Source organism: Dyella terrae, from assembly GCF_004322705.1.
Taxonomy (GTDB): domain Bacteria; phylum Pseudomonadota; class Gammaproteobacteria; order Xanthomonadales; family Rhodanobacteraceae; genus Dyella_D; species Dyella_D terrae.
In genome coordinates, this window is sequence record NZ_SIZZ01000001.1 from 65821 (window position 1) to 78393 (window position 12573).

Sequence of the window (12573 nt, forward strand, 5' to 3'; positions counted from 1 at the left end):
GTCAAGCCTCGGCTCGCGCGCTACCGGATTCAGTGGCGGTGCGGTCGCGGCTTGTCACGGTTCGCCCGTTCCCGTTGACGCACGAAACGATCAACCGCCAATCCTGAATCTCTCTACCCCTCCGGGCAGATCAAGGTAATGATCAAGGCCCGCGACTTTCAGCGGGTTCCGGTCGTAGTCGGTGTGATCCGATCCATCCGCAGCCGCGGCCGAGGCTCGCATCCCGAAAACGACCTGGCCTGTGTCAGCGCCATGAGGACGCGGGGCCGGCGGGCCCTCCGTGGGTGGTACGACAATGGGGCGTTCTGGAAGCATCATGGCTGGACTCCTGCGGCGCCGCGCCGCTGAGAAGTTCCGCGTGGTTCCGGGGCGGCTACGCGCGCGGAAGGTTGCACCAGGCATCCCTGCGTGTTCCGAAGTGGCGACGTCCTGGCATTGGCCGTAGTCGCACATGCATTCAGCCAACTTCGCGTTGCTCTATCGAATGGATGCGGGCGCGTTGAAAAGGGTTGAAGCGAACGCGTGGCATCCGATGAATAGAGGTGGCTGAAGCGATGAAGTTCCGTGCCGGAACGCATCCATGCCATAGGTCATGCGTTCCGCTGTGGAACATAGTCTATGCCGATGACGACTTGATGGCGCATGTCAAAGGGCATGCGCCCGGAAGGGAAAAACAAGGGGATTTTGGCCTTGTTGATGCATCGGTGAGACAACGGGAGCGGTCGGGTGGACGTTCAGTCGTTGCGCATGCCTGGCGTCAGGATGCCGACAACGGTGTCACGACGATTCTGTCTCGGGATGAACGATACGGTGCCCGGCGCAGCTGTTGCTCAGAACAGCTGCCCTTGATCGAGCAGGACGCGTACGGGTGCAAAGCTGCGGCGATGTTCGTCGCAAGGTCCCAAACGCTGCAGGGCTTCCATGTGCGCCGGCGTGCCATAGCCCTTGTGCGTGGCGAAACCATAGCCCGGATAGCTGCTTTCCATGGCGCACATCATGCGATCACGCGTGACTTTGGCAAGGATGGATGCCGCGCTGATGGACGGCTCCAGCGCATCACCGCCGACGATGGCGCGTCCGGCACAAGGCAATGCCTTTGGCACGTAGTTGCCGTCGATCAGCGCTTCATGCGCGTTGGGCATCAGGTTCGCCACGGCCTGGCACATGCCTGCCATGGTGGCCTGGAAAATGTTCAGGCGATCGATGTCCGGCACACTCATCACGACGACGCTATAGGCGACGGCGTGCTCGATGATCTGCGGATAAAGCGCCTCGCGCTTCGCTTCGGTGAGTTTTTTCGAGTCGTCCAGGCCCGCGATGCAACGGCGGGGATTCAGGATGACGGCGGCAACGACAACAGGGCCGGCGAGGGGGCCACGGCCGGCTTCGTCCACGCCGGCAATCCAGCGCGGCTCAGCCATGCGGACGCTCGATCAGCTCAACAATGGCAGCTGCGGCACGATCGCCAGCCTGGCCTTCGAGTTCGCCGCGCAAGGCATGATGCAGTTGTTCGAACGCGGCCACGATTTCGCCGCGACGCTGGCTGTCCTGAAAGAGCGCCAGCGTGGCCGCGGCCAGCTTTTCCGGCGTGCAGTCGTCCTGCATCAACTCCGGCACGAGGATAGTGTCTTTGCCAAGGCCGCAGGCGCGCGCCAGGATGTTCGGCAGCGCATAGACATCGGTCTTGAGCATGTTGAATGCTTTGGCGATGCGATAACTCACCGGCGACACGCGGTAGCCAACGACCATCGGGCGCTTGGCCAGCATAGCTTCCAGCGTGGCCGTACCTGACGCCAGCAGCACGACGTCGGCGGCCAGCATGACTTCGTGCGCATGGCCGTCGATCAACACCGGCGCACCGTCGTTGCCTGGCGTATCGCCGAGCAGCGCGGTCAGTGTTGCATGCACCTGGGCGTTGGCCGCCGGGATGACGATGCGCAGGCCCGGCAAATCCGCAGCGACCTTTTTGGCCGCCTCGATGAAGATGCGTCCGAGCTTATTGACTTCGGACGGCCGACTGCCGGGGAGCACCGCCAACACGGGCGCATTCTGCGGTAACTGCAGGAAGTCGCGCGCGCCGATTCGATCGGACACCAGCGCGAAGCGATCAGCCAGCGGATGACCGACGAAGCGCGCATCGACGCCGTGACGCGAGTAGATGTCCGGCTCCATCGGGAACAGGCACAGCACCCGATCCGCGCTTCGGCCGATTTTTTCCGCACGTTTTTCGCGCCAGGCCCAGATCGACGGGCTGACGTAATGCACCGTGCGCAGTCCGGCCGTGCGCACGCGTTGTTCGACGCCCAGGTTGAAATCGGGTGCATCGATGCCGACGACGACCGCGGGGCGCTCAAGAATCAGCCGGGCGACCAGTTCCTTGCGCAGCCGCAACAGGCGGGGCAGGTGGCTGATGACTTCGGCGAATCCGAACAGCGACAGTTCGCGAATGTCGTACCAGGAATCGAAGCCTTGGGTCTTCATGCGCGCGCCGCCGATGCCCACGAAGCGCGCGAGCGGATACCGGTGGCGCAAGGCGACAATGAGGTCCGCGCCCAGCTGATCGCCGGAGTCCTCGCCTGCGAGGATGGCGATCGTAGGGGCCGACTGACCGGATGAGGCGAGCGTGTCCTGGATGCCGGCCGGCACGGGGGCCGGGCTTACCGGCGCGTGTACGGCATGGTCTTCCGAATCGCTATGACCCATTCCCGGTTACCTCCTGCATCAACGCGCGAGCGCGCGTTCGCTGCGATCGAGGAACTCCAGCATCGAACGTACGTCATCGCTGTCTTGCGCCTGCGACTCCAGCTGCTCGCGTGCGTCGGCCTGCGTGAGGCCTGCCATGTAAAGCGTCCGATAGGCGCGCTTGATGGCCGAGATCCGCGTGCTGTCGAAGCCGCGACGCTTGAGTCCTTCGCTGTTGATGCCGCGAGGACGACCACGCTGTTCATTGGCCATCATGATGAACGGCGGCACGTCCGAGCCGACCAGGCAGCCCATGCCGATGAAGGCATGCGCACCGACCTTGCAGAACTGATGCACGCCGGAGAACCCGGACATGATCACGTGGTCCCCAATGTCCACGTGGCCGGCAAGGGCCGCGTAATTGGAGAACACGGTGTTGTTGCCGATGTGGCAGTCGTGCGCGACATGGACGTAGGCCAGCAGCCAGTTGTCGTTGCCGATGCTTGTGATGCTGCCACCGTCACCCGTGCCGCGATTGATCGTCACAAACTCGCGAATGAGGTTGCGGTCGCCAATGACCAGCTCGGTGCGCTCACCGGTGAACTTCTTGTCCTGCGGCGCGCCACCCAGGGAGGCGAACTGGCTGATCCGGTTCTCGCGACCAATGCGCGTCGGACCTTCGATGACCACATGCGGACCGATGACGGTGCCGTCGCCGATTTCCACGTCGGCACCGATGACGCTGTAGGCGCCGATGCTGACGTTGCTGCCAATTTTCGCGGAAGGATCGATGAGCGCGGTGGGGTGAATCATTTTTCAGACCTCGCCGCGCACATCAGTTCGCAGGAGGCGACTTCCTTGCCGTCCACCAGCGCGCGTGCCTCGAACAGGCCCATGCTGCGCAGCAGGCGCTTGAGCGAGACTTCCAGGCGCAGCTGGTCGCCCGGCGAGACGATCGCGCTGAAGCGCGCGTTGTCGACCTTGGCCAGGTAGAACAGTGGGCTGCCGGTGCTTCCCTTCAGGCGGCTGCTGATCTGGGTGAGGAGGCCGGCCGTCTGGGCCATGGCTTCGACGATCAGCACGCCCGGCATCACCGGGTGGCCGGGGAAGTGGCCCTGGAAGAACGGCTCGTTGATCGTGACGTTCTTGAGGCCGACCGCACGCTTGTCCGGGTCGAGCTCGATCAGTCGGTCCACGAGCAGGAAGGGATAACGATGCGGCAGCAGATGCTGGATCTGCTCCACGTTCACGGGGAGGTGGAAAGGCACGGTCTGCTCACTCATTGTTGCTGTCCTTCTCAAGCGCCGTCAGGCGGCGCACGAACTCATCCAGGTGCTTGAAGCGGGCCGCATTGCGACGCCATTGGCGATTGTCCTGCAATGGAACCCCCGAGGAATACTCACCCGGTTCACGTATCGAGTGCGTGACCAGGCTCTTGGCGGTAATGGTAACGCGATCAGCCAGTTCCAGATGCCCCAGCACCCCGGCGTTGCCGCCGATCATGCAGTAGCGCCCGATTTTGGCGCTGCCGGCAACGGCGGCACAGCCGGCCATGGCCGTATGCGCGCCGACGTAGACGTTGTGCGCGATCTGGATCTGGTTATCGAGGCGGACGTCATCTTCCAGCACCGTGTCATCCAAAGCGCCACGGTCGATGGTGGTATTGGCACCGATCTCGCAATCGTCGCCGATACGTACGCCTCCCAACTGGGGCATCTTGATCCAGTGATCGCGGTCGAAGGCGAGGCCGAAGCCATCCGAGCCGATGACCGCGCCCGGATGCACCAGCACACGCTTGCCAAGGGTAACCCGTGTCACCAGCGTTACACGCGCGACGAGGCGCGACTGGGCACCGACGACGCAACCGGCACCGATGATGCAGTGTGGCCCGAGGATCGCGCCGTCTTCGACCACGGCATCGTCTTCGACCACGCAGCAGGGGCCGATGCTGGCGCTGGGTGAAATCCGGGCGCTTGCCGACACCACCGCGCTGGCATGGATGCCAACCGGCGAGGCGGGATGTCGCTCGAACAGGGCAGCGATCTTGGCGTAGGTCACGTATGGGTCGCCGGCGACCAGTGCCGCGGTACCGCAATCGGCCAGGTTTTCCTCTCGCAGCACGACGGCGCCGGCCTTCGTGGCGGCGAGTTGAGCCCCGTACTTGCTGTTGGCGAGGAAGCTCAGCTGGCTGGGGCCGGCGCCTGCCAGCGTTCCCACCCCATCAATGATCCGGGTGCCATCGCCCTGGAAGGTAAGCCCGAAACGTTCGGCAAGCTCGGCCACGGTGTATTGGTAAGTGCTCATGCGGACTCCGTGTCGTGACGGGGCATTGTAGGACCCATGCCTGGTTTTGGTGCGTGATTGCGTGCCCACGGGAAAAAGAAAGCGCGGCCAGGCCGCGCTTTCTTGGGGGTCACGCTGGCAATTCGGTCAGAACTGGCTGCCGAAGGTGAACTGGATGCGCTCCTCGTAGTGGCGATCCTCGTCCTTCGAGCGGATCGGCACGGCGAAGTTGATGATCAGCGGGCCGATCGGCGCCTGCCACTGCAGGGAGAGACCGGTCGAGGCGCGCAGTTCGCTTGCCTTGAAGCTGGAGTAGTCCTGGTAGACGTTACCGACGTCCATGAACCACGACACGCGGGCCGTGTTCACGTCCTTCAGGAACGGCAGCGGCAGGAAGACCTGCGCGGTACCCAGCACCTTGAACGCGCCACCGATGGGCTGTGCGTAGGTGTAGTAACCGCCCGTGCACTTGCCGTTGACCGGCTGGATGGGCGTGCCGTCGGGGTTCGTGCCCACGCAGAGCTTCGGACCCAGGGTGTTGTCCTGGAAGCCGCGAACGTCGCGTACACCACCGGCGTAGTAGTTCTCCCAGAACGGGAAGTCGACCGGGTCGCCCTTCTTGTAGCTGGTGCCGCCGTCGTAGTCGTACGTCTGGCCGTAGGTCTTGCCGTAGCCGACCTGGCCGTCGAGGTACAGCACGAAGCCGGCGCCGATCGGCCAGTAATGGTTCGCTTCACCGAAGATCTTGTAGTACTGCACGGTGGAGCCGGGCAGGGCGATGTCGGTCGACAGCGTCATCAGGCCACCACGGGTCGGTGCCCAGTAGCCGTTACGCGTGTCGTGCGTCCAGCTCAGATTGCCATTCCAGGTGTGGATGGTCTTGTGACCAATCGCGTTCTGGTAGTCGATCAGCTGCTGCGGCGACGCCGAACTCGAATACAGCTGGCCCGTCGTCGGGTCGATGTAGTCGTAGGTCAGGTTGATCTTGTTACTGCTGATGCCCAGGCCGGCACGCAGGCTGTCGAAGTCGGTGATCGGGAAGTTGAGGAACGCCGAGAACGACTTGTTGCTGCTGGTGTAGTTCACGAAGTCCGAGTTGGTGTCGCCGTAGTCGGACTTGGTAAACGCTGCCTGGTAACCGATACCGATACCGCTGTCGGTGAGGTATGGGTTGAAATAGGTGGCGCTGACGCTGGTGGAGTAGTTACTGCGCTGTGCAGCCACCGAGAAGCTGTCACCGGTACCCAGGAAGTTGTTCTGCGACACGGAGGCCGACAGGATGATGCCCGAGTACTGCGAGTAACCGACACCGAACATCAGGCTGCCGGCGGACTGTTCTTCCACCTTCACCGTCAGATCGACCTGGTCTTCCGTGCCCGGAACGAGCTTCTTGTCGACATCGACCTTCTTGAAGTAGCCAAGATGCTGCAGGCGGATCTTCGAACGGTCGATGGCCGGCTGCGAGTACCAGCTGCCTTCGAGCTGGCGCATTTCACGGCGCAGCACGCCGTCTTCGGTGCGCGTATTGCCCTGGAAGACGACGCGACGCACATAAACGCGCTTGCCCGGCTCGATGAACAGGGTGAGGTCGACGGTGCGCTTTTCCTTGTCCAGCTTCGGAACCGGCGTGACCTTGGCAAAGGCATAGCCAATGCTGGCCAGAATGCTCTTCATCGCATCCGTACTGGCTTCGATGGCCTTGCGGTTGAAGGTTTCACCCTGCTTCTGGAACACCAGCTTGCGCATGGATTCCTCGGGGATGACCATTTCACCGAGCAGGTGGATGTCCGAAACGGTGTAGATCTCGCCTTCCTTCACGCTCGCCGAGATGTACATGGCGCGCTTGTCGGGGGCGATGGTGACCTGGGTGGAGTCGACGCCGAAATCGGCGTAGCCGCGATCCATGTAGTAAGACTGCAGCTTCTCCAGGTCGCCGGAGAGCTTTTCACGCGAGTACTGGTCGTCCTTGGAGTACCAGGACATCCAGTTCGTCGTGTCGGATTCGAAATCCTTGCGGATGTCCTTGTCCAGGAACGCCGTGTTGCCGACGATGTTGATCTCTTTGATCTTGGCAACCTTGCCTTCGCGGATCTCGATGTCGATGGACACGCGATTGCGATCGAGGTTGACCACGTGCGGGTCCACCGACACGTTGTACTTGCCGCGGTTGTAGTACTGACGGATCAGTTCCTGCTGCACGCGATCGAGGGACAGGCGGTCGAAGGTTTCACCTTCCGACAGGCCGATTTCCTTCAGGCCCTTGCGCAGATCCTCTTCCTTGATGTCCTTGTTGCCGCGCAGGGCGAGCTTGGCGATCGAGGGACGCTCGATCACCTTGATCACCATGATGTCGCCTTCGCGGTCGACCTGGACATCGCTGAAGAACTTCGTGTTGTACAGGGCGCGAATGGCGGCCTGAGCACGTTCGGTGGTCAGGCGTTCGCCCTTGTTCACCGGCAGATAGTTGAGCACCGTACCTTGCGAAATGCGGCTCAGGCCGTCAATGCGGATATCGGAAACGATGAAGGGCTCAAAGGCGAGCGCCTTGGCAGACAGTGTGGCGAGGAGGATCAGGGCGGCGAGACGCTTCATCGTCGATTCCGTGGGTTTATTCCGCCGAGACGGCCGAAGCCGCCCCGATCAATACGTGAAGCCGGGTACGACCCGGCTTCGAAAAGGTTGCTTCGTCCATCATGGACGAAGCGCAAGACAACTCAACGCACATGGCACTGCGATAGGCGACAACGCGCGCCGCCACCGCACCAAAGCAGACCGCTTGATTCCCGACGCTGGCGCAGCACGCTGACGTCACAAGGGCAGATTGCGATGGATGTCGTTGTAGAACGCGAGCCCCATCAAGGTGAACAACAGGACGATGCCGACATATTGCCCGGCCATCATCGCGCGTTCGCTCAACGGGCTGCCCTTGACCAACTCGATAAGGTAATACAGCAGGTGCCCACCGTCCAAGACAGGGATGGGCAACAGGTTCAGCACGGCCAGGCTCAGCGAGACCAGCGCAAGAAACTTCAGGAAGTACACCGGCCCCATGCTGGCCGAATCATTGGCCACCTGGGCGATGCCGATCACGCCCGACAGGTTCTTGGTGGAGGCCTGCCCGGTGACCATCTTGGCGATCATGTTGAAGATCGACGTGGTGTTTTCCCAGGTATAGCGCAGCGACTCGCCCATGGCGGCCACAGGACCGAAATGGCGCGTGACCTGCTCCGGCTCCGGCGCACCGATGCCCACCATCCAGCGGCTGGGCTGGCCTGCCTCGCTGGATTGCACGGCGGTCATGGACAGGCTGAGCTGCCGGTGGTCGCGCTCAACCACCAGGTTCAGCTGGGGTGACTTGGCCGATTCGCCGGCCACAAGGCGGGCAAAATCCTCGAAATCTTCCACGGCCTGGCCGTTCACGCTGACCAGACGGTCGCCGACCTGCACACCCGCCAGTGACGCCGGCTTGCCGGGTTGAACCACGCTGGCCAGGGCGGGACGGGGCGCCGACTTCAGTCCCAAGGTCTTGAAATACTGGCCAATATCTTCGCCCGCAGGCAGCTGGGCAAAAGGCAGAGTGATGGAGCGCTCGGCGCCGTCCTTGCCACGGACTTGCATGACGATGGTTTCGCGGGCGAGCAGCCCGTTGGCCAGCGCATCAAACGAGTCGCTCGACGTATCCGTCTTGCGGCCATCGATGCTGAGGATACGGTCACCCTCCCGCACGCCAGCCTCGGCCGCCATGCTGTGCGGCGTGGCCGTGACCACCGGCGCAAAGTCGGGCATGCCCACGGTGAACATGAGCCAGAAGGCGACGACGGTGAAGATCAGATTGAACGCCGGACCCGCTACCACGATGGCGATGCGCTGCCAGACCGGCTTGCCGGTGAACTCGCGCGCACGATCTTCCGAAGGCACGTCGCCTTCGCGGGCGTCGAGCATCTTGACGTAGCCGCCCAGCGGGATCGCGGCGATCTGGTACTCGGTGCCGTCCCGGCCCACGCGCTTCCAGAGCGCCTTGCCGAAGCCGACCGAAAACCGCAGCACCTTGACGCCGCATTTGCGAGCCACCCAGTAGTGGCCAAATTCGTGAAAGGTAACCAGCACGCCAAGCGTGACCAGCAACCAGAACACGGAACCGAATAGGGAATTCATCACTAAAGCTTATCAGGCTTGTCAGCAGGCGTTGCGGAGGATGCGCCGGGCGGACTCGCGAGCCGTCCGGTCACGTTCATTGAGGGTCCGGACATCGACCACAGGTTCAGCCGGCAGTTCCGCAAGAACACTCTCAACCACGTCTGCGATGGAAAGAAAGGGCAGGGCGCCGGCCAGAAATGCCTCGACGGCCACTTCATTGGCGGCATTGAGGATGGCCGGGGCATCGCCACCGGCGCGCAATGCCTGAAAGGCGAGGGCGAGGCAGCGAAACGTCTGCAGATCCGGCGCTTCGAACTGCAGCGTGGCGTGCTGGGCCAGATCCAGGGGCGGCACGCCGGCCTGGACGCGCTCCGGCCACGCCAGCGCATGGGCGATGGCTGTCCGCATGTCGGGATTGCCCAGCTGCGCCAGCACGGAGCCGTCGACGTATTCCACCAGTGAGTGCACCAGGCTCTGGGGGTGCACCAGCACATCGATGATGTCGGCACCGGCACCGAAAAGGTGATGGGCCTCGATGACCTCCAGCCCCTTGTTCATCAGCGTGGCGGAGTCGACTGAAATCTTCCGTCCCATCGACCATTTGGGGTGCTTGCAGGCCTGGTCCGGCGTCACGCCGGCCAGTTCGGCGCGGGTGCGTCCACGGAAAGGGCCGCCTGACGCGGTCAGCACCAGGCGCCGGACGCCACTGCGGGCCAGTTCAGGGCGACCACCCGGCAGGCACTGGAAAATGGCGTTGTGCTCGGAATCGACCGGAATGAGGTCGCCGCCGCCTTCCGTCACGGCTGCCAGCAAAAGCGGGCCGGCCATGACGATGGATTCCTTGTTCGCCAGCAGCAGTCGCTTGCCGGCGCGTGCGGCGGCCAGCGTCGAATCCAGGCCGGCTGCGCCGACGATGGCCGCGACGACGGTATCGCAAATCGAGCTGGCGGCTGCCGCGGTAATCGCATCGTGGCCCGCCGCAACGGCGCACTTGACTCCCGCGGCGGCCAGCTTGCGGGCCAGCTCGCCCTCCATCGCCGCATCCCCGATCACCGCCAGGGCCGGCTGGTGCGTGATGCACAGCGCTACCAGGGCGTCCACCTGCCGATGGGCCGTCAATATGGCAGCGCGAAAGCGGTCGGGATGACGCGCGATGACGTCGAGCGTGCTGCCACCGATGGAGCCGGTGGCGCCGAGGACGGCGACCTGGCGCATCGCGCTCATAGGCCCAGCAGGAGCTTGCCGGCGGCGAACACGGGCAGGGCGGCGAACACGCTGTCGAGGCGGTCCAGCAGGCCGCCGTGACCCGGGAAGAGGTTGCCCGAATCCTTTACGGCGGCGTGGCGCTTCATCAGGCTCTCGAGCAGATCGCCGATGATCGATGCCACGACGGTAACCGCGGAAAGCACGAGCAGACCCGCCAGGGCGCCACCGCGCACGTCCAGCAGCCAGCCGCCGATGCCAGCGCAGAGGGCGCCAGCGACGAAGGCACCGTAGACGCCTGCCCAGGTCTTGCCGGGGCTGATCGTGGGGGCCAGCTTGCGGCGGCCAAAGGCGCGGCCGCTGAAGTAAGCGCCGATATCGGCACACCAGACGATGGCCAGGGCGAGGAACATCCACCAGTGGCCGTAGGGCTGGCTGCCATGGATGGTCAGCGCGGCGACCCAGGCCGGGATGATGACCAGCGCGCCGGCGCCGAGCTTGAGCATCTGGTTTTCACGCGTCGGCGCGGCGCCAAAGGCGAAATGGCGGAGCCACAGGCAGACGACCGCCCACCAGGCGACGCCCACCCCGAGCAGGATCGGCCACAGCGCATTGCCGCGCATGACCCAGAGTCCGGCAAAGATGGCCGCCGTCAGGGCCAGCAGGCCACCACGAACTGCGTAGTCCTTGAGTCCGGCGAGGCGGGTCCATTCCCACATGGCGGCCAGGAAAGCCGCCGCGCCAATCAGTGCGAACACGCCCGTCGGCGGCCACAGGATCATCAGGATCGCCAGGGGCGCGAGCAGCAGGGCGGTGATGGTGCGCTGGAGCAGCATGCGGTTCCTTGGGCTTAAGCCTTCGCTAGAGCGACCTGGTCACCCGTGCGACCGAAACGGCGCTCGCGACGGGCGAAGTCTTCGATGGCCAGCGCCAGGCTGGATTGGTCGAAGTCAGGCCACAGGGTATCGGTGAAATACAGCTCTGCGTAGGCGGCCTGCCACAACAGGAAGTTACTGATGCGAAGTTCACCGCCCGTCCGGATGAACAGATCCAGAGGCGGCAGGTCAGCCAGGCACATCCAGTGCCCGAGGACCTTCTCATCGATTTCATCGGCACGGAATTCTCCGCGCGCGACCGACTCGGCGGCCTTGCGGGCGGCCTGCACGATGTCCCAGCGGCCACCGTAGTTCACGGCGACATTCAACAGCAGCTTGTCATTGCCGGCCGTATGCGTCATCGCCTGGTTCATGCGTTGGCGCAACCCCTGCTCGAAGCCCGCCAGGTCGCCGACGAAACGGATGCGCACACCGTGCCCATGCAGTTCGTCGACTTCCTTGTCGAGTGCGCGGATGAACAGCTCCATCAGCGCGCCGACTTCGTCTTCCGGACGGTTCCAGTTTTCGCTGGAGAAGGCAAAAAGCGTGAGTGCTTCCACGCCCTGGCGCATGCAACCTTCAATGACTTCACGCACGGCCTTGCGGCCGGCGTTGTGGCCGAAACTGCGCGGACGATGGCGGGCCTTGGCCCAACGACCGTTGCCGTCCATCACGATGGCGATGTGGCGCGGTACGCGCGCAGCGCTGGCCTCGGTCATGCGTGGTTGGCGATGGCGCTCAGAGCGCCATCAGCTCCTCTTCCTTGGCCTTGACCACGGCGTCGACGTCCTTGACGAAGCGGTCGGTGACCTTCTGGATGTCGTCTTCGGCCTTGCGCTCGTCGTCTTCGGTGATCTGCTTGTCCTTGAGCAGATCCTTGACCTGCTGGATGGCATCGCGACGAATGTTGCGGATGGCGATCTTGGCGTTCTCGCCTTCATGCGCCACATGCTTGGCCAGTTCCTTGCGACGCTCTTCGGTAAGCGGCGGCATGTTCAGGCGAATCACGGTGCCGGCGGTGGTCGGCGTGATGCCGATGTCCGAACCCAGGATCGCCTTCTCGACGGCTGCCACGAGGCTCTTGTCGAAGGGTGTGATGATGATCGAGCGCGCGTCGCCGATCCCAACGGTCGCCACCTGGTTCAGCGGCATGTCCTGGCCCCAGGCCGGTACGCGGATGTTGTCCACCAGCGCGGTGCTGGCGCGACCCGTGCGCAGGCGGGTCAGGTCGTGCTTGAGAGCATCGATGCTCTTGCCCATGCGGGTCTGGGCATCGTTCTTGATGTCGTTGAGCATGGGTATTCACCCCTCCATCGTGCAAGCGGGGAAGTATAACAGGGGGTTGGGGGCGGGTAACGGGGCCCCGTGGCCACGCAGGGCGGTTTGCGGGCCA

At 63.7% G+C, this 12573-nt stretch carries 11 protein-coding genes; all 11 read right to left on the reverse strand.

All coding sequences use genetic code 11. From position 1 onward, the window contains the following. Window positions 1-830: 830 nt before the first annotated feature. Window positions 831-1421: a ribonuclease HII gene (gene rnhB / locus EYV96_RS00380; protein ID WP_131149559.1), complete on the reverse strand. Its 591-nt coding sequence runs from the start codon at window positions 1419-1421 to the stop codon at window positions 831-833. After that, on the reverse strand, window positions 1414-2703 hold the full coding sequence (gene lpxB / locus EYV96_RS00385) for a lipid-A-disaccharide synthase (protein WP_131149560.1): 1290 nt from the start codon (window positions 2701-2703) through the stop codon (window positions 1414-1416). The genes rnhB and lpxB overlap by 8 nt, the downstream gene beginning before the upstream one ends. Window positions 2704-2721: 18 nt before the next feature. After that, window positions 2722-3495 carry an acyl-ACP--UDP-N-acetylglucosamine O-acyltransferase gene (gene lpxA / locus EYV96_RS00390; RefSeq protein ID WP_131149561.1) on the reverse strand — a complete coding sequence of 258 codons (774 nt, stop codon included), beginning with the start codon at window positions 3493-3495 and terminating at the stop codon, window positions 2722-2724. Beyond that, complete coding sequence (gene fabZ, locus EYV96_RS00395; RefSeq protein ID WP_131149562.1) at window positions 3492-3965, reverse strand: 3-hydroxyacyl-ACP dehydratase FabZ; 474 nt, start codon at window positions 3963-3965, stop codon at window positions 3492-3494. Before fabZ ends, lpxA begins: the two co-directional genes overlap by 4 nt. Next, the gene (lpxD, locus tag EYV96_RS00400; RefSeq protein ID WP_131149563.1) at window positions 3958-4986 is read right to left on the reverse strand and encodes a UDP-3-O-(3-hydroxymyristoyl)glucosamine N-acyltransferase; all 1029 of its coding nucleotides are present in this window, start codon (window positions 4984-4986) and stop codon (window positions 3958-3960) included. The genes fabZ and lpxD overlap by 8 nt, the downstream gene beginning before the upstream one ends. 126 nt (window positions 4987-5112) lie before the next feature. After that, entirely contained in the window at window positions 5113-7557 is a 2445-nt protein-coding gene (gene bamA / locus EYV96_RS00405; protein ID WP_131149564.1) for an outer membrane protein assembly factor BamA, read from the reverse strand. Between the two features lie 216 nt (window positions 7558-7773). Further along, window positions 7774-9120: an RIP metalloprotease RseP gene (rseP, locus tag EYV96_RS00410; RefSeq protein WP_131149565.1), complete on the reverse strand. Its 1347-nt coding sequence runs from the start codon at window positions 9118-9120 to the stop codon at window positions 7774-7776. A 21-nt stretch (window positions 9121-9141) separates the two neighbouring features. After that, a complete protein-coding gene (locus tag EYV96_RS00415; RefSeq protein ID WP_131151426.1) occupies window positions 9142-10317 on the reverse strand; it encodes a 1-deoxy-D-xylulose-5-phosphate reductoisomerase in 1176 nt (391 codons plus the stop codon). 5 nt (window positions 10318-10322) lie between these two features. After that, window positions 10323-11141, reverse strand: a complete 819-nt coding sequence (locus tag EYV96_RS00420) for a phosphatidate cytidylyltransferase (protein ID WP_131149566.1) — start codon at window positions 11139-11141, stop codon at window positions 10323-10325. Between the two features lie 14 nt (window positions 11142-11155). Further along, window positions 11156-11899 carry a polyprenyl diphosphate synthase gene (gene uppS, locus EYV96_RS00425; protein WP_131149567.1) on the reverse strand — a complete coding sequence of 248 codons (744 nt, stop codon included), beginning with the start codon at window positions 11897-11899 and terminating at the stop codon, window positions 11156-11158. Between the two features lie 19 nt (window positions 11900-11918). After that, window positions 11919-12476 carry a ribosome recycling factor gene (gene frr, locus EYV96_RS00430; protein ID WP_131149568.1) on the reverse strand — a complete coding sequence of 186 codons (558 nt, stop codon included), beginning with the start codon at window positions 12474-12476 and terminating at the stop codon, window positions 11919-11921. Window positions 12477-12573 lie beyond the last annotated feature (97 nt).